We start from the raw sequence: 23442 nt of genomic DNA, 5'->3' as shown, positions 1-23442 counted from the left end.
CGCATGATCAACGTCAGGAGCATTCAGTTTATTATCGCAAAAACATTTATTTTCATAACCGTTGCTGCGGTGTGTATGGTCAGCGTCATGCTGTATAACAAATTTTCCAGTACGGCAGAGACAAATGCGGACTTGAATATTCAGCAGGTCGTAGAGCAGGTCAATTATAATTTGGAGATATATGTGAACAACATTACAAGTATCTTCGACGTCGTTCAAGACCTGATTCGTAGGAGTCCTTCCGTGACGAATCCTATTTTAGTAGAGCAGCTGAAATCTATTATGAAAACAAGAGAAGATTTGATTTCGATCGCCTTGTTTACCAAGCAAGGAAAGCTGGTCTTCAACACTCCTCAACTGACCATGCGGAGCAATACACAATTAGAGCGGCAAAGCTGGTTCGAGGCCGCTATGGCGCGCCCAGATCAATTATCGTTCTCCTCGCCTCATATTCAGAATTTATTTAAAACCACTTACAAATGGGCCGTCTCCATCAGTAAGCAAGCTGGGTATCGTACAGGGCGGGGGCAGCCCGATCAGGGTGTGCTGGTTATCGATATGAACTTCAAGACGATCAACGAATTAAGCAAGCAAGTATCTTTTGGCAAGAGGGGCTATATCTATATTATCGATTCTTTCGGCAACATCGTCTACCATCCGCAGCAGCAACTGATTTATGCAGGGTTAAAGTATGAGAACTTAGAACGCGTCCTTACCTACGCATATGGAAGCTTCCAAGATAACAGCAATGACGAGAGCAAGCTGATTACCGTCAAAACGGTAAATCCGATCGGCTGGAAAGTTGTAGGCGTTGCCTACAAAGATGAGATCGTAACAACCAAGTCTGAACTAAATACCTTTATACTGTGGTTTCTCGTAATCGTCATTCTGATTGTTCTATTCGTGTCGATCGTTGTATCTGCGAGAATCTCACTGCCCATTCAGAATCTAGCTAAATCGGTAAAGAGCGCGGGGGAAGGGGATTTTACAGTACCGATCTCGACGATGGGCATCTATGAAGTGGATCAATTGTCCAGCCGGTTCAACATGATGCTTCGGCAAATTCGGCAGTTAATGGATCAGATTATTGTGGAGCAAGAGGCGAAGCGCAAGAGTGAGCTTGATGTGCTGCAAGCACAGATCAATCCACACTTCCTATACAACACCTTGAATTCGGTCATCCGGCTTGCGGAACGGGGAGAAACAAGGGAGGTCGTTACGGCAATTACATCTTTATCGCGATTTTTTCGGATTAGCTTGAGTAAAGGGAAGAACATCATCACCGTACAAGAAGAGATTGAACATGTCAGACATTACTTAATCATTCAGACCATCCGTTATAAACGCAAATTTCAATATGCAATAGATATCCAGGATGAGGCATTGGATTGCATGACCATGAAGCTTATTTTGCAGCCAATCGTCGAAAATGCGATCGTGCATGGGATTGAGATGATGCAGGAGGAAGGGATGATCACCATAACAGCCGCTATTGTAGAAGATAAGTTGATGCTGCAAGTAACGGATAACGGCTTAGGCATGAGTCCTCAGATTGTGAACAGTCTTCTAACGAAGAAGGTAAGAAGTGAAAGTGGGTCAGGCGTTGGCGTGAAAAATGTACATGATCGTATCCAGCTATGCTTCGGTCAAGGCTATGGACTGGAGTTCGAGAGCGAGCTGGAAGAAGGCACGACGGTCAAAATCTGGCTTCCCATTGTCCGGGATGAAAGGGAGGCAGAGTCGTGAATCGAAGAATGAATCTATTGTTAATCGTGATTTTATCACTCTCCTTCTCGCTGTCGTCTTGTTCCATTCAGACCAATATGATGTCGGATAATATGCTCGCTATAGACCTAATCGTCAAGATGAATCAGGGCGATTACTGGAACACGCTGAAGAGCGGGGCTGAGGCTGCGGCCAAGGAATTCAATGTGAAGCTTCATTTTCTGGCTCCAAATCATGAAGATGATATTCCAGGTCAGATTGAATTAGTGAATCAATCCATTCAGAATCGTCCGGATGCCATCATTCTTGCGGCAAGTGATTATATGGGGTTAGCACAAGCGACCGATCGAATTGCCTATGAAAACATACCGATCATATCCATCGACTCAGAGGTTGGATCCGCACGTGTGAAGACGTATGTCGGTACGAACAATTATGAAGCAGGGCAGCTGGCCGCGAAGCGAATGATCGAATTGATTCATGAATCGGGTCAAATTGCGGTCATGAACTTTGTAGAGGCAGCCAAAAATGCGAATCAACGGGAAGAAGGGTTTCAAGATTATGTGGCCAGATTTCCGAATGTTCGTGTAGTGGATATTCAATATTCACAGTCCAATCAACGAAATGCGGAGGAGATTACACGCAGATGGCTCGCCCAATATCCAAGCCTGGACGGGATTGTTGCATTAAATGCAGAATCTTCAATCGGCGTAGGGCGTGAGGTTCAACGATCCGGCCATGGTGGAAGAGTGAAGGTGATCGCATTCGATAGTCCGCCTGAAACAATGGGGTTGTTGCAGGATGGAGTTGTTCAGGCGCTGGTCTTGCAGAATCCATTTAATAACGGATATCTCGCCGTGAAGTACGCCGTCGACATTATTGAGGGGCGGAACGTACCTGAAAGAATAGATACAGGCGTTAAGCTAATTGATCTGGACAATATGCTGTGGCCAGAAAACCAGAAGCTGTTGTTTCCGTTTGTAAAATAACTCAGTGCGCAAGGTGATGAGAATTTCGATAGAACTCAGGAGGATTTTCGATACCGAATCCCATGAGAATCCATCATAATGAAAGCGTATTCTTTTCTAGGGTATTCAGGAATGATGTTGAGGAGGTCTTGATCAAATGAAGAAAGTATCAGCTTTGATTCTGGCGAGTGCATTAATTGCGACAGTTGTTAGCGGCTGCGCAAACGGGAAAAGTTCAAGCGGTGACGGTGGCAGTGAACCCCAAGTAGGTGTTGCGATCTATAAGTTCGACGATACGTTCATGACAGGCGTACGGAATGCGATTTCGGATTCAGCGAAAGGGATTGCCCAAGCCGATATCGTGGACAGTCAGAATTCACAGCCGACCCAAAACGATAAAGTGGATTTGTTCATCACGAAAGGGGTTAAAGCCTTGGTCGTTAACCCTGTTGATCGTACAGCAGCGGGTGTCATTATCGATAAGGCGATGGCCAAAGACATTCCGGTCGTATTCCTGAATCGCGAGCCTCTGCCGGAAGATATGAAGAAATGGGATAAAGTCTATTATGTCGGAGCGAAGGCAGAGGAATCGGGTACAATGTCCGGTCAGCTCATTGCGGATTACTGGAAGGCGAACCCGGGAGCGGATAAGAACAAGGATGGCGTTTTGCAATATGTCATGTTAAAAGGGGAGCCTGGTCATCAGGATGCTGAACTCCGTACGAAGTACTCGATCCAAGCGATCGAAGACGCGGGGATTAAAGTTGAGAAGCTGCAGGAAGATACCGGGATGTGGGATCGCGTAAAAGGGCAAGAGAAGATGGCGGCGTTCTTGGCTGCACATGGCGATAAGATTGAAGCCGTCTTTGCGAACAATGACGATATGGCCTTGGGCGCCATTGAGGCATTGAAGGCGAATGGCTATTTCAAGGATAACAAATTCATTCCTGTGGTAGGTGTAGATGCGACAGCACCGGCGCTGCAGGCATTGGAAGAAGGCACATTGCTTGGAACCGTTCTGAATGATGCAAAGAACCAAGGAAAGGCTGCGATCACGCTTGCAAGCGTGCTGGCGAAAGGCGAGAAACCTACGAAGGAAAATGTCGGCTATGAGATCACGGATAATCATTATATCTGGATTTCTTATAAGAAAATTACGAAAGACAATATGGCGGACGCGAAGTAATGTGAACCGTTGAACTATTGGCTTCAAGTTGGGGAGGTAGAATGATTCGTTATTCGTACCTCCTCTTTTTACGAAGAGACTTAGGGGGCGAAAGGGATGGGACAGCATGAATTCGTGCTCGAAATGAACAACATTTCCAAGGAATTTCCCGGAGTTAAGGCGTTGGATCAAGTGACGCTGCAAGTGCGGCCTGGAACCGTACATGCACTGATGGGCGAAAATGGAGCGGGCAAATCAACGTTAATGAAATGCCTCTTCGGGATCTATACCCCTGATGAAGGCGAGATTATGGTGAAAGGCGAAGCTGTGCAGATTCCGAACTCCAAAACGGCATTGAATATCGGGATATCGATGATTCATCAGGAGCTTCACCCTGTACCTTACCGAAATGTGATGGAGAATATTTGGCTAGGACGGTTCCCGACGAGAGGGATTGGCCCTCTACGATTTATTGATCATAAGCGAATGGCGCGAGATACGCGTGATTTATTCAAACAGCTGGACATCGAGTTGCAGCCCGAGACAATGGTTCATACGTTATCGGTTTCCAAAATCCAATCCATCGAAATTGCCAAGGCTGTATCCTTCCATTCCCGAATCATTGTGATGGATGAACCGACGTCATCGCTTACCGATGTCGAGGTTGAGCAGCTGTTCCGAATCATTCGAGAGTTGAAAAAAAATGGCGTCGCCATTATTTATATATCGCACAAAATGGAAGAAATCCTGCAAATATCAGATGAAGTGACGATTATGAGAGATGGGAAAAAAATCGGGACGTGGCCGGCATCCGAATTAACAACGGACCTGATTATTTCTAGAATGGTTGGACGCGATTTGACGAACCGATTCCCACCACGGAACAACGTGCCCGGCGAGGTCGTGATGCGCGTTCAAGGACTGACCTCCCCTCTACCCAAATCGTTCAACCATGTGAGTTTTGACTTGCACCGTGGTGAAATCGTTGGGATCGGCGGATTGGTAGGCGCACAGCGCACTGAATTGATGGAGGCCCTATTCGGACTCCGGGACATCCAATCGGGTACCATCTCGATTCAAGGCAAGGAGGTACGGATCGATTCTCCCGTCATTGCGAAGAAACATGGTATGGCATTGTTAACGGAGGAACGACGCGTGACAGGCATTTTCCCGGTGTTATCGGTTCATGAGAATGCGGCAATCGCGAATTTGGATCACTATCGCAAGCCTTATTTCCTATTAGACGGGAAGAAGAAGAAGGCAGAAGTGGATGCGATGGTTCAGAAATTGAGAACCAAAACACCGTCTACGCGCGAACTCATTATGAACCTGTCTGGCGGGAACCAGCAAAAGGTGCTGTTTGCACGCTGGCTCCTGACGGAACCGGATATATTGCTGTTGGATGAGCCTACCCGCGGCATTGACGTTGGGGCTAAGTATGAAATTTACTCGATCATTGCTGAACTGGCCTTGCAGGGCAAAAGCATTATTATGATCTCTTCGGAAATGCCGGAGCTCATCGGGATGTCAGATCGCATTATGGTCATGTCCGAAGGGCGGTTGACTGGGATTTTGAACGGGAAGGAAGCGACGGAAGAGGAAATCATGCGGCTAGCGGCACAGCATTAAGCGGCAGAGAAAGGTGAGATCTACGATGAACGCGAAGCGAATTCAAAGTTTTATTTCCCAAAATGTCATCTATATGGTTCTGGCTGTTCTTATCATTGGAATTGCGATTTACGATCCTTCATTTATAGGATTAAATCCACTCCGGGATATCCTGAATCAGTCATCTACACGGGTTATTATCGCCCTGGGTGTTGCATTTGTGCTCATTACAGGCGGTACGGACTTGTCTGCAGGCAGAATTGTGGGTTTATCCGCGGTCGTATCGGCGTCCATGCTGCAGACAACCGATTATGCGCGCAGGTTTTTCCCCGATCTGGAGGAACTGCCGTTATTCGTGCCGATTCTACTAGCAGTCATTGTAGGCCTAATATTTGGACTCATTAACGGTATAATCGTCGCGAAGTTCAAGGTGCCTCCATTCATAGCGACTTTAGGTACGATGGTTGCAGTGTATGGCGTCAACTCCCTATACTTTGACACGGCTCCGAATCATTCGCAGCCGATCGGCGGCTTGCGGCCTGATTTTAAAGAATATTTCGGCACAGGAAGCATTGGGTTTAGCGGTGTATCCATTCCGATTATTGTGGTGATCGCAATCGCAGTTGCGTTTATCGTATGGGTCGTGTTCAACAAAACGAGATTAGGCAAAAACATGTATGCGATCGGCGGGAATCAGCAGGCAGCAAGGGTATCAGGCATTAACGTGGGCAAAAACCTTGTGTATATCTATGCCATTGCTGGCGCGCTGTATGGCCTGGCCGGGGTTCTCGAAGCGGCAAGAACCGGGGGAGCGACGAATAACTACGGGAATATGTACGAATTGGATGCGATTGCCGCCTGCGTTGTCGGTGGCGTGTCGACCACTGGGGGCATCGGAACGGTTCCTGGTGTAGTGACGGGAGTACTTATTTTTACGGTCATTAACTACGGTTTAACCTTCATCGGCGTAAGCCCATATTGGCAGTTGATTATTAAAGGCTCGATTATCGTAGCGGCTGTTGCCTTCGATATGCGGAAATATGCAGCTAAGAAATAAAGGATTTGATTAGGTTGAGGCCTTCCTTACGGAGATCCCTGCAAAACGAATACAGTTTGTGTAAAAAGCAGGGGCTGTCCCAAAAGTGTTCGCATGAAATGAGAACATCCCAATTCATGAACGAAAGAACCTCAAACTCCACCGCTAAGTTGAGGATGAGGTCCTTTGTGAAATTCAACTCTTAGTGGGGCTTGAAAATCGTAAAATGACTTCTGGGACAGCCACAATGTTTTTACTCCTTCTGTTTCAGTTGGCGGCTAATCAGAAGGGTGCTTAAATAATTATTCAAAGCACCGCGGGGAAATCCCCAGCAGTCTATTCATGAGACCTTCGTTACGCCAATAACGATGGCCTTTTTTTATTTGTAGTTATTTCTTACTCTTATGATACATATTGGTATATTCACATATATCTCGATAAGTCGATATAGCTCAATAGACACTAATATATGCAAGTTATATCAAGATCACACCACAAATATACATAATTTCAATTAGATTAGCATTACATAGCCTCCTCTTTGGACATCTAAATTAAAGTCAAAAGATCACTATATAAAGTAATCATTGTCTACTATTTCCTTCCTTTAGCGCATCATATAATAAAGGCAGAGGAGCAACTATCAAACAAAAGGAGACTATTAAAATGAAAAAAGTAACGATGGGCTTATTAAGTGTCGTGCTTTTGTTTTCGGTAGCAAGTTCTGCATTGGCTGCTCCATCAGTAAGCAGTCAAGGTAACATCAGCGCTATGAGAGCAGAATGTCCTTCTGCTGGCGCAGTGCAACCTATTGAAGTAGGAGTAAAATGGTTAATACCTACGAAAGGCGCAAGCTACTCGATTGCTTCTAAAGAGAATATTGAAATTGTTAATGGTCGTTATGTGCTTGCCCACGAACGAGGAAATGCAGACGTAAAAGTTTTTGACAAAAACGATAGATGTATTGCTCGCTATTATATAGCTGCGAGCAACTAATCAAATGGTGCTCCTCTAATTGAAGCAAGGAATGGACTGTAACCTGTAACCTGTAACCGTACTTGTAACCCTAATAAATGGGTCATAGAAAGGTGAAAACCACCAATTCTATGACCCATTTTAAAAATAATGCCTTATTATCTTATCTAGCCAGTAAGCCTTCGTCTCGTGCTTTTTTAACGGCCTCTTCGCGATTTTTAACACCCATTTTTACAATCACTGTAGTGCAATTGCGTACCGTTCCTTCAGAAAGAAAGATTTTCTCCGCGATTGTTTTCATGTGAAGACCCTCTACTAACGAGGCCAATATGCCTCTTTCTCGTATATCATCCCATAAGGACACTCGCGTCCTTGCTTTGACGAAATCCATTCAAATCATATGCAAACGCAGAGTTTATCTAAGGCTACCCGGCAGATACTGCATATTCCGGTAAGGATAATTTGGCAGAATGAAAAAGGAGAACATATTACCTGTCGTACCGCTAAACCCCGTCGTTCACGAGGGAGGCCAGCCTCGGGAAGGATTTGAATATAACAAGGACGCCAATTTCTTCGTCTGTCCGGCCGGTGAGCAAAGTAAGCGCAAGGCGGTTCAAGGTAGCAAGACCAGTGGAGATAGTCGCTCTCTTGTGTATTACTTTGACGTCGAGAAGTGCAAGACGTGTCCGATGCATGAAGGATGTCACAAGCCAGGCTCCAAGAGCAAAACTTACTCGATTCGAATCATCGCCGAACATTTCAAGGAACAGATCGAGTTCGAATTAAGCGACACGTTCAAAGAACGAATCAAACGCAGACCGATCATTGAACATAAAAATGCAGAAATGAAAAGATCCCATGGTATGGACACTGAACTATGACCCGAGAGATGGACATTTTAAAAAAGTGCCTCTCTCGGGTTCTTTACGTTTATGATTGAATTTATTTATTGAGAATGGAGTATGAGCATGCGGTATAGCGAGTTACAAATCAAAAAACTTGAGGGAAATCCAAACGTATTGCGTGTATCAGAGTCGAATATATCCTTCACTCCTGCCTTTGATTTAGATATGTTTAGTTCACGTAAACCAAAGGAGAGTTTGAAGCGTTGGAGATCTATTTACGCCGCTCATGGCGAAGCAGGTCTTCTTGAGGAACGGCGAGGCAAAGGAAGCTCTGGAAGACCCTCCAGTAAAGAGCTTTCAGTCGAGGAGAAATTAAGACGAGCTGAGGCCAAGATCAAGCTTCTGGAGATAGAAAATGAGTTTCTAAAAAAGCTGAAGGCACTAGAAAGGCAGGCGAAGCAAGACAAAAGCACATCATTGCGCTTCGAGCTTGTTAATCGAACCGTTCGTCAATTTAGTATAAAAGGTTTGACTCGCCATCTCTGCTCACTTGCTAAGGTAAGTGTTAGCGGTTATTATCGGTGGCTTTCAGCCGAAGATACCCGTCAACAAAAAGAGGAGGCCGATGAGCGTGATCTGTTGCTCATTAAGACCCACTTTGATCGTTTAAACGGAAAAGCCGGTGCGCTCGTAATTAAAATGAATCTCGAGAACGTGGATAACGTGGTGATGAACCATAAAAAAATCCGTCGACTCATGCGTAAATATAATCTCATAGCAAAAGTACGTCGAGCTAACCCTTATCGGAAAATAGCTCAAGCTACTCAAGAACATAAAACGTGCGCTAATTTGCTAAAGCGTCATTTTGATCAGGCAGAGCCGGAAAAAATACTGCTCACAGATATAACATATCTCAAGTACAACCATGGGCAGCAATGGGGATATCTCTCTTGCGTGAAAGACGGTTCTACGAATGAGATCTTAGCACATCATTTGTCGACTTCGCTGGAACTGTCTCTTGTGAATCGAACGCTAGACAAGCTACTGGAACGACTGGTTGGAAATATTCATCCTGAAGCCATTCTTCACTCGGATCAGGGCATGCATTATACACATCCAGAGTTCCAAAAACGTGTAAGTGAAACTGGATTTAGACAATCCATGTCCCGAAGAGGAAATTGTTATGATAACGCACCAATGGAATCATTTTTCGGTCATATGAAAGACGAATTAGAGTACAAAGATTGTACAAGTATTGACGAACTTCGGAATCGAATTAATGAGTATATTCACTTTTACAATACCGAGCGATATCAATGGACATTAAAGAAGATGACTCCTAACGAATATAGGAATCATCTTCTGGCAGCGTAGTGCTTTCTTTATCCTGTCCACATTAAGGGTTATAGTTCACACAGCTAAATACCAGGGACTCTTTCGTATGCGAATACAAGGCTACCTCACCGCGTTCGAAACGCAAAGTGGATGGTAAAGCTAATAGAGCAAAAGCAGCCCATACCTCGGTGAGGATGGACTGCTTTTTTTCTCTCAGGGGACTCTATTTTCCATTTTTGGGCTTTCACCTCGATGAAATTGGGGCTTTTGCAGTAGTCTCCTTACGGGAGGGCTTTTTTTTGTTAGTTCGTGGAAACTTTTATGGAGAATGGAATGTATAGTTAGTAATGGGAGGGGCATGAACACTGCTTGTTTTCATTATGTGTTACATATTACTGAATCCCAAGTAAGAGCCATCATTTCAAGTGAAGAATCAATGAGAAGTAGAGATGTCGATTCATTGTTGTTTCCCGTCGTTAGGATTGGAACCGATAATTTTATTAGTACGGATGGATTACAGGAATGGTTAAGGGAGTCTCTAAAACGTCGATTGAATTATCAATGAACGTGAACATCGAAGATGGATGAAAATCAGACAACATTTATTTATTCTGAGATTGCATTTGTCCGATATTTATCATAAATAATGATGTTGCTACAGAATCCAAAGATGAAGTATGGTATGAGAACACCTGAAGTGCAAAGGAGATATTTATAAAATGACATGGAGTTTGGACAGTGTTGTAGAAAGACATAAGGAAGCGCCCTATACGTTTTATGTGCCTAGTGAGTATGTATTGAGCAAGATTGAGGTTGGAGAGTTGGTCAAGCTTAGCTTTCTTAGTGACGAAGAAGATGCAGAATATTGTGGAGAGAGAATGTGGGTTGAAATCATCCATCGATCAGGTGATGAACTGATTGGAACATTACGGAATGAGCCGGTATCTATTAAGGATCTGGTTTTCGGTCAAGAAATCCATTTTAAAATCGAACATATTTGCGACACGATGCATCATGATCCTAGCGCTGTAAATTGGGATTATTATTTTGAGAAGAAGGTTGTTGTAACGAACGATGTGCTGGAGCGAAATGAATTTAATTTTATGGTAAGGGACTTTCCTAATGAAGGCTCAGAATCGGATACGGGATGGAGTTTCTTTACGGGGTATGAAGAAGAAAACGATCCTGATGATATCGATAATTATCAATTTATTTCGATTGGGAAGGTATTGAATATAGATGATTCGATTCTAGCTTTTATAGATCGGGAGCCTCAATGTGCCTTTGAGAGGAATCTTGCGACGAAAGAGTTTTATGAGGTATTTGATTATGAATGGGAAGAATAGTTGAACGCTATGCCGGATATCGCACATTCGATTTATAGAAAATGACTGATGTCACAGTTATGAAGGAGAGTAAAATGAAAAAAATTAATTTCTTGGAAACGAAGCCTGCCACTCGATTTGATGAACTTGATCCGAATCAAGATGGAAATAAGAACACCCGATTCGCAGATTTGATTATTGACGGAAGATCTATCTATCAAATGTTCAAAAAGCATGACTTGGTTCCATGTCTTGGTTGGGGGAGCGAAGCGAATCAAAAACTTATGATCGATTATTTTTTGTTGAGAGAACAACATGAATATATGTACAATAGATATCCGATTTTAGTATGTCCCTGGTGTGGCGACGAAGATTGTGGATTTATTTCGGTATTTATTGAGAGGGAAGAAGATATCGTAATCTGGAAGGATTTCATGAAAGATCATGATAATAAAACGATTCCTTTAGGGCCTTTTTACTTCAAATGGGATAACTATAAACAGGTAATTGACAGTACGTTTGGAACCGCAGGTATCCAGTAATTATTGTGTTCGTAATTCAAGACTGCTGTGACTGCAATGACCCAGACTAAGAGGTAAGCTATCTAGGTTGCATAGGGGGAGTATATATGAAGCAATTGCCGACGATTGAATTAGAAAGATTGCTATTGCGACCGTTTCGTTTAGATGATGCGAAAATTGTTCAAGAATTAGCAGGTGATAAATATATTGCGGAGATGACCTTGTACATTCCTTATCCTTATGAGGATGGAATGGCAGAACAATGGATCAATACACATGCCGTTAATTTTGATGGAAATCGTTCACTCGAACTAGCAATTGTACATAAGGAAGATCAATATGTAATCGGAGCCATCTGTATCGGACTGAATCCCAAGTTTGAACATGGTGAATTGGCCTATTGGATAGGGAAAGCGCATAAGAACAACGGATATTGTACAGAGGCAGCGAAGGGAATTGTCAAATACGCATTTGAAGAAATGAATGTGAATCGAGTTTATGCACGTTTTTTAGGGAAAAATCCTGCATCGGGACGAGTAATGGAAAAGCTGGGTATGAAATACGAAGGAACACTGAGACAACATGTGAAAAAATGGGGTGAATATGAAGACCTCATTTATTACGGGCTTTTAAAGGATGAGTATCTTAATTAATGAAACTCTGCAATAGATTGAAATCTTAGAGATAAGGATGATCCTGTGATGGATATCCCGTTTATCTCGAGATGAGCATTCGAATTGTAATTGTTAAGAAAGACATGTCAAGTTTTCAAACGTAAAAACACCTCCAAGCTTGACGCCCGTATCTTACGATATAAGGGCATTTGCTTGAAGGTGTTTTGATATGTCTCACGTTACTTATTTTTTATTTGCACTAAAACTCTTGATATTGCCATCCATAAATTGATAAACATCAAAGTTCCGAAAATATTAGCCACAACTACATTATATCCTGTAAATAGGTTTTCAAAGCGGAATAATGGCGTGTTATAAATGGCTATGGATAAAGATATAATCATTAATAACAGAAACAGCTTTTTCTTGGTTATCATATAAATGCAATACAGGAACGTATAGTAAGCCCAAAATTGCGCGGCAAACCATGCATGAGAGAGTCGAATACTCCGATTAGGTGGGGATGCATTGAAGTATGTAATGAGTTTTCTGATTACAGGTTCTCTACTTGTATTGCTGTTTCTTTCATGCGATGATCCGGTTGCCACGACAGCTTCTTATATTCACTACCTACGAGTATACCGATATAAACAAGAGGGTGGAACTAGTCTCTATAAAATATCCATCATAACCCCAAAAACAGTCATAATGATGTGAATGTCTGTTGTTTGCAATGCGATTGGCGAAATAACGTATCTGATTATGATTGGGAAGTATAGTTGAACATTTGGAGGTTAGAAAATGACAGATGTAACCTTTTACCGTGATGAAGCGCTCCCTTTCCTGGAAGCGAAGCGCTGCCATAAGAGTGACCTGGCATATCAGAAGCATTTTCACGAAGAGTATTCCATCGGTTTAATCGATGAAGGCGAAACGCAGGCATGGTGTGATGGCGACTTGTGGCGCGTTGAGAAGGGAAGAATAATCAGCTTTCCGCCGCTTATCCTACATGCCTGCCAGCCTGCGAAAGATGAAGAATGGAAATACAAAATGTTGTTCATTAAGGCGAAATGGTTCGCTCATCTTGAAATGCCTGATATTAATCGTCTTCAAATCCCTTTCTTGCTCGAAACTGGGAGGAATGAAGCTTGCAGCATGCTGCTCAATCGCACCATGGAGGCACTGACTCGCAGTGCTACTCCACTAGAAATTGAAACATCGTTAATCGAACTGGTGCACAAGCTTGTAGATAAGCATGCATACGATCTGACGCTTGAGCCATATGGAATAATGGAAACGAAGTACGTCAATTTGATCAAGGAATATATCCATGCGCATTATACGGATCGGATCACGCTCGACACGTTGGAGCATGAAGCCGGGATCAGCAGATATCATCTTATCCGCATGTTCAAAAAAGGAACGCATTTGCCGCCTCATGCGTATCAAAATCTACTTCGTATCAATCATGCCAAGAAGGAACTGAAGAAACGGCGCTCTATTGCCGAAATTGCCGTAGATGCCGGCTACTATGATCAAAGCCATTTTATAAAAGCCTTTGCCAAAATAGTAGGGGCAACACCTCAAGCTTATGCTATCTCCGTTTAGATAAGCGCAATTTTTTACAATCGTAACCTCCTCTTATCCTGTAGATTGAACCTATAGATAAGAGGAGGTATCATTTGATGATAACAACGACTAATGTGGAAGAGCAATTTTCTAAAACGATGAAATCTATTGCCCGTCGAGCTGATTTGAAGGCTTTTGTTGAACAGACACCCGCCATTTATCAGCTTTTGCAGCGCGCGGCAGCAAAGTATGTGACAGGGGAGAATCGCCAGGATGGCCTTGAGGTAGGACGAAAGCTAGCCGATAAAGGGTACGCTATATCGCTTGAATATATCGGTGAAAATACGACGGATATCCAAGACTGCGAACATGCGGCTCTGGAGCTTACGCTGCTTATTCATACGTTGGCTCAACATGGAATACCAGCTCGCGTATCGTTCGATCTATCTCACATCGGCTTATCGATAGATAGCGAATTGGCCTATAAGAATTTGACAGCAATGGCCGCACTAGCTCGACAGGCCGACGTCGAGCTGTTTGTCAGCATGGAGGAATCAGCTAAGACAGACGCCATACTTTCGATTTATACAAAAGCAGCAGCCGTATATGCGAACCTCGGCATCACACTTCAGGCACAATTGAACCGTACGGCACAGGATTTGAACGATATCTCAGGACGGATTCGCATTGTGAAAGGTGCGTACCAAGAAACGGAGAAGATCGCCATGCCGCGTTCATCTGCCTTAAATGAGCGATATATACAGCTTATAGAGCAGGCCATCCGCAAAGGGCATCGTCTGTCGATCGCTACTCATGACGAGTCTATCATTGATCAAGTTATTAAGCGGGGATGGATCCATGAGCCGGGCGTTGAATTCGAGATGTTATATGGGATTCGGCCTGATTTGAGCAGTCGATTGAAGAAGGCAGGTTATCCTGTTCGGATTTATCTGACGTTTGGTCGTGAATGGTATTTGTATCTATGCCACCGGATTGCGGAATACCCGCCAAATGTATTTCAAGCAATTCTAGATATGACGGAGGCTGGAGCAGCAGATCCCGTACAGAATTATGAATAAATCCGTGTGTAGCTTCCACTGCATGTTAGCTACTATACATCCATACGAAATTTGAGAGTAAATAGAGTAATATTCAATAAGTGGAGATATACAAGTAAGTCGGAAGGCGGTATCTAACGATGCCGCCTTTTTTTGCATTTATTATAAATGAAATAACAGAAAAATAACTGAATTATGACGGAAGATTGTTGCCAATTCCTTTAATCTTGCATGCCAATTTGCGACGGTTTTCTATATGCTTAAACCCGAAGCATGAAAACCATCGATAAAGGAGACTTGGCATGATTGTAAACACAAGAACGAGGGTTGCATCCCAAAACAGCTCTAACGAAGTGCCTGCAAACCGTCTTCCGATCGTTAGTTTGTTAGCGCTGGCCATGGCAGCCTTCATATGCATTCTGACGGAAAGTCTGCCAGCAGGTCTTTTGCCACAAATCGCACAAGATCTCCAGATCACGGAGTCACTTGCTGGACAGCTAGTTACGGTATATGCGATCGGTTCGCTGATTGCCGCCATTCCGTTAACAACGGCTACTCGTGGATGGAGACGCCGACCGCTGTTGCTGCTTTGTCTTATTGGTTTTCTTCTATTTAATTCGATAACTGCATGTTCTACTTCCTATGGTCTGACCCTTGTGGCTCGTTTCTTGGCTGGGGTATCAGCTGGCGTGTTATGGGGGATGACCGCAGGCTACGCCCGTCGCATGGTGCCTGATTCACAGAAGGGGAAAGCAATGGCCATAGCCATGGTTGGAACGCCATTAGCATTAGCGCTAGGTGTGCCTATCGGAACCTTATTAGGTACTCATATCGGATGGCGAATGATTTTCGGTTCCTTGTCTATATTGACCACCTTCTTACTTGTCTGGGTACAGTGGAGGCTGCCCGATTACGAAGGGGAACAAGCAAGCAAACAACTTCCACTCTTCCAGATTTTCAAACTTCCTGGTGTGAGATCAACCCTGTTTCTTGTGTTCACTTGGGTGTTGGCGCACAACATACTTTACACCTATATTGCTCCTTATCTAGCTGGTACTTTACTTGCCAATCGAACTGATCTGGTGTTGCTGGTGTTCGGCATTGCTTCGGTGTTCGGTTTATGGATTGTAGGGATGCTGATAGACCGTATTCTGAGAACGCTCGTGATCATCAGCCTTGCAGGATTCGCGTTGGCTTCGATCGCCATGGGCATTGGCAGCGAACAACCGATCATTATTCTGTCAGCTGTTGCGGTGTGGGGACTTACGTTTGGTGGGGCGGCCACCTTGCTGCAGACCGCAATTGCCCAAGCAGGGGGCGAAAGTTCTGATGTTGCTCAATCCATGCTTGTAACCGTGTGGAATCTTGCCATTGGTGGAGGAGGAGTGAGCGGTGCGCTCCTGCTTGAGTTGCTAGGGGCAAATTTTCTACCAGGGTCCCTGTTTATCCTCTTACTCCCTGCTCTAATTGTCGCCTGGTTGGTTCAAAGTCCCGCGTTCTCCAAAGAAAAAGCATAAAAATACGAAAACGAATACTGAAAAAGGAATCCGATATGAGGATTCCTTTTGTGTGTTCTGCCTCAGTTAAAATACCGAAACGTACTACGCAAGCAAATTCGTCCCCTCAATTAGATTTTTATATGCAATAGGGGATGACATCACAATTAGGGTTGTATAGGTGCCATAAGGATCGCACTTATTTTCAAACGCTTCTAAACCATGCGTGGAGTCTGTCAATACTTTTAATAAATAGTTGTGTTCGCCACTGATTCGATAACACTCTGCGACTTCAGGAGCTGCACGGCAAAAATCTAAGAAGGCAAAGCAATCCCTCGTTCGAAAAAGCATGTAGGCCGTACAAGCTCTGCCCACTTTAGGTGGGGATACTACGGTACGATACGCTTCGATAACGCCTTTTTCCTCCATTCTCTTCACGCGCTCCGTTACCGCTGGCTGAGACAGGCCTACTAATTTGCCCAAGTCGGTCATTGATAATCTCGCTTGATTTTGCAATTGAAACAGAATGTGATGATCAATTTCGTCCACGGGAAGATCCTCCTTAGAGTTCAACGATATTCTTGAGAATTACCTTTATAATCATCGTATTTTGAAGTAAGAAGCTTTAACATCCTATGTTAAAAGAAGGAGGTTATTTTTATAATAAACGCACAAGCTTGAATGAATCAACAACTACGCCTGGAGAGGAATGAGAATATGCGCAGCATCGAGACAAATCATTTGCAATCATTCGTAAATAATGTCATTGATCACACACTTTCGGAAAAAAGAATTGTGGGTACTGTGGTTCAAATTACATGGAAAGGAAAACTGGTATTCAATAGGGCAGCAGGGCTTGCTGATCGAGAGCAGCAGCGGGTGATGCAAGAAGACGCTTTATTTAGGTATGCATCGGTAACGAAACCAGTCGTTTCTGTAGCGGCTTTAGTTTTGATTTCACAGGGGAAATTACAGCTTAGCGATTTGGTGGAAACGTGGCTTCCGTATTTTCGACCCATCTTGCCAAATGGGGGGCATGCTTCTATAACAGTTCATCAGTTGCTGACACATACGGCCGGGCTAACCTATCGGTTCTTTCAAGAGGATAACGGAACCTATGAATTAGCTGGTGTATCCGATGGTATGGACGCAGCAAGAATCACATTAGAGGAAAATCTGAGGAGGATCGCATCAGTGCCTCTTCTATATGAACCAGGAACAATGTGGAGGTATTCGATAGCAACGGACGTACTGGGCGCTGTAATTGAAAAAGTGACGGGCATGCCTCTCAGTGAAGCCGTTCAAAGACTCGTTACACAACCGCTTGGGATGACTGATACGGCTTTTGTAGCCGTAGATGAAGCGAGACTTACAGCTGCTTATGCAGATCATCCTGGGGAACCTCGCCGCTTGCTCGAAATGGATGCCATACCTTTTGTAGAAGGGACAGCTGGTTTTCAGCTTGCTCCTAATCGGGCACTCGATAAGTCCGCTTATCCTTCCGGCGGGGCTGGTATGATTGGCAGCGCAGGAGACTTCCTTAAGCTGCTGGAAACATTGCGACTAGGCGGTGCACCTATTCTTCCAGAAGCGCTGGTTGCTGAAATGACAACCAATCAAATTGGTGACCTGAATATGCCGTTTTGGCCTGGGAGAGGATTTGGATTAGGTTTTACATTGCTGAAGGATCCGCTAGCTGCGAACACGCCTGAATCACCAGGATCGTGGAGGATGGGCGGTACGTACGGTCATTCTTGGTTTGTTGATCCACAGGAAGAGCTAAGTGTTGTGGCCTTTACGAATATTGCACTGGAGGGGATGTCTGGTAGATTTACGACGGATATCTGCGAGGCGGTCTATGCCGGTATTCAGCAGGAGAAAAATAATCTTGCTGATTAACGCATTGAACAAATAGTTTATTTCTCTAAATAATTTTCAGTCATTCTACTTCCCGATTCGACACCTTGTGCTCCTATTCCACTAGATGTATAATAATGGAAAAAGCTGTGTAAATACATGACCCGACCTAAGAGGTAAGCTATCTAGGGTCGGGTTTATTTACAAAGGGGGACTATTAGTCGGAAGCTTAACTATTCACTTATTAATGAGTGTGCTTTTGAATATCCTCCTGGTCACATCATGCGATGTAATGACTGGCGTTAGATATTTGATGTTGAAGCCGAAAAGAGATCATAAAATGTTCGAGTATAACCAAACTATTCGATGAGAGTCTTTGTCTAATAAAGATACGGAGGGGAAATATAAATTGAAATACGTAAATATATTTGCTGAGATTGTATCTATCATGCATCAGGATTATGCAGGGTATGAGGAGAAAAAAGGCTGGGATAATCCTGATTATTTTACAGAAAAAATAGAGCGCCTTGAATCCAGTGAATTAATGACACCACAACAGTTTGCTGAAATTGTGAATGAATATCTTATTAGCTTCCAAGATCGCCATATGTATTTTCACTTACATCATTCAGAAAAGGTAGAAGTTAAAACTTGTGGTTTTACTGTAAGAAATTACGAAGACACCTTATACGTAACAGAGGTTCATGAAGAGAACAGATTTGGAAAAGGGGCAAGAATTGTTTCTATTGACGGACAATCGATTTCTTCGATAAGAAAACAGCAACGTGCAATGCTTAGAGAATCTCATCCGGAGAGAGAGGAATGGGATGAAATCCTAAACAAGGCTACGTATTTTGAGCTTATTAATGAGAATGGAGATGTAGTTGAACTGGAATTGAATTTATATCGACGAACTCCTAAAAAGTCAACTTATGATATTCGTTCTATTAACGAAGACACTTTATTAGTAACCCTTTCTGATTTTGGAGATACCGATCGTATCGTGAATCTAATTGAAAAGCATAAGGATGACCTCCTTGCAAGCAAAAATGTAATTGTTGATGTCCGACATAATAGCGGAGGGAATGCTCATGCTAGTAATTCTTTAGTGAGATATTTTTATAAAGAAGGAGAAAAACCAAGTACTGAACTGAAAGTACGAGAATTTAATTGTTCTGATCGTAATGTGGAGCTATTTTTAAAATTTGCCGAGAAAGTTCGAAGCTCAACAGATGATGAAGATACGCTTAAAATGCTAGAGTGTGGTGAAAATCAATTTAAAACCTATCGAAATCAAGGATTTGTTGCTTTTGATTTTTCAGAATTTATAGCTGACAGAGTAAACGATTTTGAAGGGGAAGATAACCCAGAAAATGTAATTATATTATCGGACTATTATTGTGCAAGTGCCGGTGAGGAATTTGTGGGGACTAGTAAAGGATCATCCAAAGTAACAATAGTAGGACGTGCTACTATGGGACTAAATGATTATAGTGACTTAGTTAGTATCAATTGGGACAATCAGTTTACTCTATATTATCCCATATCAAGACTTGAACAGAAAACCGAAGTACACCCAATACACGGAAAAGGGATTCAGCCAGATATCTATATCAAATGGACACCTAAACATATTGAAGAAGATATAGATTTACAGCAAGCCTTGAAATTAATTAATAGAAGCTAAGGGGTGTACGATAGACTTTCGAGTCACGTAAAATGCCCGAAAACATCGTTATTTTGCCCTTCGAGCGACACTTTGCATATATATGATTAAGAGAGGAGGGACAACGTTGTATCTATCTGAGTTAGAAGAAGGAGAGGTATCCAAGGAGCTCGCACATCAGATTTTGTTTCAGGGAATACGAGATGATGACGCTAAGTGCGATTGTATTGTTGTGCCGTCTAGCAGAACGAGCAATAAATATAGAACGCCAGCTGCAGTGGAGCTGTTTTTCCAGGGACGTTCGTCTAGATTGCTCTTCTCAGGAGGATATAATGGGGAATTTATCGAGTCTGAATCCATGCGATCGTTTGCGATAGAAAGAGGTATCCCGGAGAATGCGATCATTATAGAGACGATTTCAACCAATACGAAGGAGAATGTGATTGAATCCTTAGCTGCATTGGATAATCATATCGGGCTGAATAATATGAAGCGAATTTTGATCTGCACGGCCTTTTATCATATGCGAAGATGTCATTTAACCTTTTTAAGGTATGCGCCTTCATGGTTTGAATATAGTTTTCATCCAGTATTAGATCAAACAACTAGGCCAGATAATTGGTGGAAGTATGAAAATGGAACGAAAAGAGTTCAAAAAGAAGTCAATGGATTGATACACTACGCGAAGCATGGGGATATTATGGACTTTAATCTTGATGAATTGAGATGAACGAAAGCTTTGATTCAGGTAGATTGTTTAGGCTAAAGGGACACGATAGTTGAATACGTTACATTGTTGAGCAGACTACCGCAGTCTGCTCATTTTATTATGCTGATGGGCAGGATAGTTTGACCGATCTTCAAAAATTGGCTCGTGGTCTGAGAGAGGCTAAAATCAGCTTCATGGATAGTTACTTGAACACATATGTTTTTGAACAGTGGCAATTATCGCACATAGAGTCAGCTTAAGAAATTCGTAAGAGTATAGTAAGAAAAAAGAAGATTACGTCCTGTAGGATATTGTTATGGGAGAGAGTATGGAGAAAAGAGTATGGAGCATATAGTATGAACGATTCAATTGACCAATGCGCAAAATTGATCAAATCGATATTCGTTAAGCAGAGAGGGGAAACTTAAATCATGAATGCAAGAAAAAAAAGACTAGTCTCCACAGCGATTGCGGCTATTATGGCCGTATCCGTTCCCGTGTCAGTCATGGCACAGGATGGAGCGAAACAAGCAGCACCATGGTATCAAGATGAAGTACAGGTACTCGCAACGAAGGGAATCGTTGATAAAGGGGTACAACAAAATCAAGCGATTTCTGTTAAAAATTTTATCCGCTATGCGGTAGTATCGCTTACCTATCAACATGGCATCGATCCGATGAAGGTTGCTTCCGAGAAAGGGTGGTTGAAGGAAGGAGAATTCACTTCCGTTGACGCTCCGATCAAACGCGGCGAGATGGCACGCATGATGGTGCGGGCACTCGGCAAGGAACAGGGAGAAACGAGCTTGGCCGAATATGCAACAAGCGCCAAGGCACTTGGGCTCATTCAAGGGAATGCAGATGGAAGCTTACACGAAGATCAGCCAGTGACTGTAGCTCAAGCGGCTGTTGTGCTTAAAAATCACATAAATAAAATGCTAGCAACGATGGACGACAGAGGTGTGTCACAAATTTCCGTGGAAGACTTCTTTCGGAGTCCGGGCAGCTTTGGGTATGAGCTTTCTCCAGATGGCAAGTATCTTTCTTATGCGGGTACTTGGGAGAACCGTTCCAATGTGTTTGTAGAGAAAATCGGTGAGAAAAGCGAGCCTATTCGCGTGACAAGCTCGAAAGATCGCGATATCGCCGGCTTCTTCTGGAAAGGCGATAACATTCTATATCGCAAAGATAAGGGCGGAGACGAGAATTTCCATGTGTATTCGTCCACTTTTAATGGCAATAAGGAAGTGGATTTGACGCCTTACGACAAGGTCAGTGTTCAACTCGTGAGCGAATTATCTGGTGTGAAAGACGAAATTCTGATCTCGATGAATAAAGAAGATGCTGCCATCTTCGATGTATATAAATTGAATGTAAAGACAGGGGAAACGAAGCTGATCGCCAAAAACCCAGGGAACATTACGGCATGGGTAGCTGATCGTCAAGGTAAGATTCGGCTCGCTTCTGAAAGCGACGGTGTCGTAAGTACATTGTTGTACCGCGATACGGAGGAAGAGGCGTTCAAACCGCTGGTTACGTTAAATAACGGGGATGCGATGAATCCGCTTGGTTTCTCGGCAGACGGTAAATCGATCTATGCAGTCTCCAATAATGGTCGGGACAAGATGGCGCTCGTCAAGCTGAATGTAAAGGGTGAGGAAGAAGTTCTGTATCAGCATCCGGAAGTTGACGTAACTGAAGCATATTACGATAAAAATCAAGATAAAATGCTGGCGGCTGTTTATGTGACAGATAAAGCGCATTTGGCGTTTTTCGATGATAAATTCGAGGCGATGTACCGCAAGCTGCAGCAGAAGCTTGGCGTCAGTGAAAGTGAAATCGGGCTAAATGATTATAACGAGGATATGACGAGGCTGATCGTTAGTGTTTCGAATGACAAAACTTATGGGATGTATTATTTGTACGATAATGTATCCGGTGAGTTAACATCCTTAGGTAATCTGAGTACGTGGCTTAATCCAGATCAGATGGCTGATATGTATCCGATCTCTTACAAGAGCAGAGACGGATTGACGATTCACGGTTACTTAACATTACCGAAAAATAAAAAGCCTCATAACCTGCCGATGATCGTAAATCCGCATGGTGGACCGTGGACACGTGATACGTGGGGCTTCAACCCGGAAGCACAATTGCTCGCAAACCGCGGGTATGCCGTACTTCAAGTGAATTTTCGTGCATCAATGGGGTATGGGAAGTCCTTTAGGGATGCAGGAAATAAACAATGGGGATTGAAAATTCAAGATGATATTACTGACGGTGTGAAGTGGTCGATTCAGCAAGGGATTGCTGATCCGAAACGAGTTGGTATTTATGGCCAATCGTTTGGCGGATACTCAACCTTGACGGGCATTACGAAAACGCCGGAATTGTATGCTGCTGCTGTTGATTATGTAGGTGTATCGAATATGTTCACGTTCTTGGGATCGATCCCACCGTATTGGGAGACCATGAGAAATCTCTTAAACGAACGTGTCGGCGATGTCGAAAAGGACAAAGAAATGCTGAAGCAAGTTTCGCCGATGTTCCACGTCGATAAGATCGTAACTCCATTATTCGTGGCTCAAGGGGCGAATGATCCGCGGGTGAACAAAGCAGAATCCGACCAACTTGTCGAAGCACTCAAAAAACGCGGCGTGCAAGTGGAGTATATGGTCAAGGATAATGAAGGACATGGCTTCACTAGCGAAGAGAACTTGATCGATTTCTTCAGTACAATGATCAAGTTTTTGGATAAAAATTTGAAACCGCAGAGCAAATAAGGTATCCATAGGCGAGGAGCATGGCGTAGCCATGAAGCGGAGAGAAAGCTATAAGCGTATAGCAATTCGAGTTGCTGAACAAGGTGTTTATGTAGAACATACTTTGTCAACGCCGAAATCAATGGAGAGCGCCCGCAAGGTTGTGGGCGTCCCTTTTCTCTTTTTATGGACATTTTCTCGAACGGAA

19 protein-coding genes and 2 pseudogenes are annotated in these 23442 nt (G+C 43.4%); 18 read left to right on the top strand and 3 right to left on the bottom strand.

Going from position 1 to position 23442, the window contains the following annotated elements:
* The first annotated feature begins 3 nt into the window (after positions 1-3).
* The 6 genes from RQP50_RS08940 to RQP50_RS08915 all read left to right on the top strand — a co-directional run bounded on the left by RQP50_RS08940 (position 4) and on the right by RQP50_RS08915 (position 7498).
* On the top strand, positions 4-1746 hold the full coding sequence (locus RQP50_RS08940; RefSeq protein WP_072730758.1) for a sensor histidine kinase: 1743 nt from the start codon (positions 4-6) through the stop codon (positions 1744-1746).
* Entirely contained in the window at positions 1743-2714 is a 972-nt protein-coding gene (locus RQP50_RS08935; RefSeq protein ID WP_227774958.1) for a substrate-binding domain-containing protein, read from the top strand. The genes RQP50_RS08940 and RQP50_RS08935 overlap by 4 nt, the downstream gene beginning before the upstream one ends.
* Positions 2715-2850: 136 nt before the next feature.
* Entirely contained in the window at positions 2851-3879 is a 1029-nt protein-coding gene (locus RQP50_RS08930) for a galactose ABC transporter substrate-binding protein (RefSeq protein WP_315744904.1), read from the top strand.
* Between the two features lie 96 nt (positions 3880-3975).
* Positions 3976-5487 (top strand): sugar ABC transporter ATP-binding protein, encoded by a 1512-nt coding sequence (locus RQP50_RS08925; RefSeq protein ID WP_315744902.1) that lies wholly within the window; start codon positions 3976-3978, stop codon positions 5485-5487.
* A gap of 25 nt (positions 5488-5512) precedes the next feature.
* Positions 5513-6523, top strand: a complete 1011-nt coding sequence (gene mglC / locus RQP50_RS08920) for a galactose/methyl galactoside ABC transporter permease MglC (RefSeq protein WP_315744901.1) — start codon at positions 5513-5515, stop codon at positions 6521-6523.
* A gap of 645 nt (positions 6524-7168) precedes the next feature.
* Positions 7169-7498, top strand: coding sequence for a hypothetical protein (locus tag RQP50_RS08915; RefSeq protein ID WP_072730762.1), 330 nt, complete (start codon positions 7169-7171; stop codon positions 7496-7498).
* Positions 7499-7640: 142 nt separating this feature from the next.
* Here RQP50_RS08915 and RQP50_RS08910 read toward each other — a convergent pair whose 3' ends face one another.
* Positions 7641-7778, bottom strand: a complete 138-nt coding sequence (locus RQP50_RS08910) for a LuxR C-terminal-related transcriptional regulator (RefSeq protein ID WP_315744900.1) — start codon at positions 7776-7778, stop codon at positions 7641-7643.
* 131 nt (positions 7779-7909) lie between these two features.
* Between RQP50_RS08910 and RQP50_RS08905 the strand changes: the two are divergent.
* From RQP50_RS08905 to RQP50_RS08885, 5 genes and pseudogenes are all read left to right on the top strand, one after another.
* A pseudogene (locus RQP50_RS08905) lies at positions 7910-8343 on the top strand (transposase); the annotation flags it as partial.
* 96 nt (positions 8344-8439) lie between these two features.
* The gene (locus tag RQP50_RS08900) at positions 8440-9696 is read left to right on the top strand and encodes an IS3 family transposase (RefSeq protein WP_315744899.1); all 1257 of its coding nucleotides are present in this window, start codon (positions 8440-8442) and stop codon (positions 9694-9696) included.
* A gap of 680 nt (positions 9697-10376) precedes the next feature.
* Entirely contained in the window at positions 10377-11003 is a 627-nt protein-coding gene (locus tag RQP50_RS08895) for an immunity protein Imm33 domain-containing protein (RefSeq protein WP_315744897.1), read from the top strand.
* A gap of 74 nt (positions 11004-11077) precedes the next feature.
* Positions 11078-11524 (top strand): oxidoreductase, encoded by a 447-nt coding sequence (locus RQP50_RS08890; protein WP_315744895.1) that lies wholly within the window; start codon positions 11078-11080, stop codon positions 11522-11524.
* A gap of 86 nt (positions 11525-11610) precedes the next feature.
* On the top strand, positions 11611-12156 hold the full coding sequence (locus tag RQP50_RS08885) for a GNAT family N-acetyltransferase (protein WP_315744894.1): 546 nt from the start codon (positions 11611-11613) through the stop codon (positions 12154-12156).
* A gap of 200 nt (positions 12157-12356) precedes the next feature.
* Here RQP50_RS08885 and RQP50_RS08880 read toward each other — a convergent pair.
* Positions 12357-12623, bottom strand: a pseudogene (locus RQP50_RS08880) (hypothetical protein); the annotation flags it as partial.
* Between the two features lie 295 nt (positions 12624-12918).
* On the opposite strand from RQP50_RS08880, the gene RQP50_RS08875 reads away from it, so the two are divergent.
* The 3 genes from RQP50_RS08875 to RQP50_RS08865 all read left to right on the top strand — a co-directional run bounded on the left by RQP50_RS08875 (position 12919) and on the right by RQP50_RS08865 (position 16261).
* Entirely contained in the window at positions 12919-13725 is an 807-nt protein-coding gene (locus tag RQP50_RS08875) for an AraC family transcriptional regulator (RefSeq protein ID WP_315744892.1), read from the top strand.
* Positions 13726-13802: 77 nt separating this feature from the next.
* Positions 13803-14765, top strand: coding sequence for a proline dehydrogenase family protein (locus RQP50_RS08870; RefSeq protein WP_315744890.1), 963 nt, complete (start codon positions 13803-13805; stop codon positions 14763-14765).
* 281 nt (positions 14766-15046) lie between these two features.
* Positions 15047-16261, top strand: coding sequence for an MFS transporter (locus tag RQP50_RS08865; RefSeq protein WP_315744889.1), 1215 nt, complete (start codon positions 15047-15049; stop codon positions 16259-16261).
* Between the two features lie 84 nt (positions 16262-16345).
* Here the strand turns inward: RQP50_RS08865 and RQP50_RS08860 are convergent, their stop codons facing one another.
* Positions 16346-16789 (bottom strand): Lrp/AsnC family transcriptional regulator, encoded by a 444-nt coding sequence (locus RQP50_RS08860; protein WP_315744887.1) that lies wholly within the window; start codon positions 16787-16789, stop codon positions 16346-16348.
* A gap of 168 nt (positions 16790-16957) precedes the next feature.
* Between RQP50_RS08860 and RQP50_RS08855 the strand changes: the two genes are divergently transcribed.
* The 4 genes from RQP50_RS08855 (at position 16958) to RQP50_RS08840 (ending at position 23255) form a co-directional block, all read left to right on the top strand.
* Entirely contained in the window at positions 16958-18139 is a 1182-nt protein-coding gene (locus RQP50_RS08855) for a serine hydrolase domain-containing protein (RefSeq protein WP_315744885.1), read from the top strand.
* A gap of 367 nt (positions 18140-18506) precedes the next feature.
* Positions 18507-19784, top strand: a complete 1278-nt coding sequence (locus RQP50_RS08850) for a S41 family peptidase (RefSeq protein WP_315744883.1) — start codon at positions 18507-18509, stop codon at positions 19782-19784.
* Positions 19785-19890: 106 nt separating this feature from the next.
* On the top strand, positions 19891-20493 hold the full coding sequence (locus tag RQP50_RS08845; RefSeq protein ID WP_315744881.1) for a YdcF family protein: 603 nt from the start codon (positions 19891-19893) through the stop codon (positions 20491-20493).
* A 410-nt stretch (positions 20494-20903) separates the two neighbouring features.
* Positions 20904-23255, top strand: a complete 2352-nt coding sequence (locus RQP50_RS08840) for a S9 family peptidase (RefSeq protein WP_315744879.1) — start codon at positions 20904-20906, stop codon at positions 23253-23255.
* Positions 23256-23442 lie beyond the last annotated feature (187 nt).

Source organism: Paenibacillus suaedae (assembly GCF_032337355.1).
In the GTDB taxonomy this organism is placed as follows: Bacteria; Bacillota; Bacilli; order Paenibacillales; family Paenibacillaceae; genus Paenibacillus_B; species Paenibacillus_B suaedae.
Note: the sequence above shows the minus strand (reverse complement) of the source record. Positions and strands in the feature narration are given on the sequence as shown.

What these genes read in the sequence shown, in the direction of transcription:
- RQP50_RS08940 (WP_072730758.1), top strand. Translation starts at nt 4, where the DNA reads ATGATCAACGTCAGGAGCATTCAGTTTATTATCGCAAAAACATTTATT.
- RQP50_RS08930 (WP_315744904.1), top strand. Translation starts at nt 2,851, where the DNA reads ATGAAGAAAGTATCAGCTTTGATTCTGGCGAGTGCATTAATTGCGACA.
- RQP50_RS08925 (WP_315744902.1), top strand. Translation starts at nt 3,976, where the DNA reads ATGGGACAGCATGAATTCGTGCTCGAAATGAACAACATTTCCAAGGAA.
- mglC (WP_315744901.1), top strand. Translation starts at nt 5,513, where the DNA reads ATGAACGCGAAGCGAATTCAAAGTTTTATTTCCCAAAATGTCATCTAT.
- RQP50_RS08915 (WP_072730762.1), top strand. Translation starts at nt 7,169, where the DNA reads ATGAAAAAAGTAACGATGGGCTTATTAAGTGTCGTGCTTTTGTTTTCG.
- RQP50_RS08910 (WP_315744900.1), bottom strand. Translation starts at nt 7,778, where the DNA reads ATGAAAACAATCGCGGAGAAAATCTTTCTTTCTGAAGGAACGGTACGC.
- RQP50_RS08900 (WP_315744899.1), top strand. Translation starts at nt 8,440, where the DNA reads ATGAGCATGCGGTATAGCGAGTTACAAATCAAAAAACTTGAGGGAAAT.
- RQP50_RS08895 (WP_315744897.1), top strand. Translation starts at nt 10,377, where the DNA reads ATGACATGGAGTTTGGACAGTGTTGTAGAAAGACATAAGGAAGCGCCC.
- RQP50_RS08890 (WP_315744895.1), top strand. Translation starts at nt 11,078, where the DNA reads ATGAAAAAAATTAATTTCTTGGAAACGAAGCCTGCCACTCGATTTGAT.
- RQP50_RS08885 (WP_315744894.1), top strand. Translation starts at nt 11,611, where the DNA reads ATGAAGCAATTGCCGACGATTGAATTAGAAAGATTGCTATTGCGACCG.
- RQP50_RS08875 (WP_315744892.1), top strand. Translation starts at nt 12,919, where the DNA reads ATGACAGATGTAACCTTTTACCGTGATGAAGCGCTCCCTTTCCTGGAA.
- RQP50_RS08870 (WP_315744890.1), top strand. Translation starts at nt 13,803, where the DNA reads ATGATAACAACGACTAATGTGGAAGAGCAATTTTCTAAAACGATGAAA.
- RQP50_RS08865 (WP_315744889.1), top strand. Translation starts at nt 15,047, where the DNA reads ATGATTGTAAACACAAGAACGAGGGTTGCATCCCAAAACAGCTCTAAC.
- RQP50_RS08855 (WP_315744885.1), top strand. Translation starts at nt 16,958, where the DNA reads ATGCGCAGCATCGAGACAAATCATTTGCAATCATTCGTAAATAATGTC.
- RQP50_RS08840 (WP_315744879.1), top strand. Translation starts at nt 20,904, where the DNA reads ATGAATGCAAGAAAAAAAAGACTAGTCTCCACAGCGATTGCGGCTATT.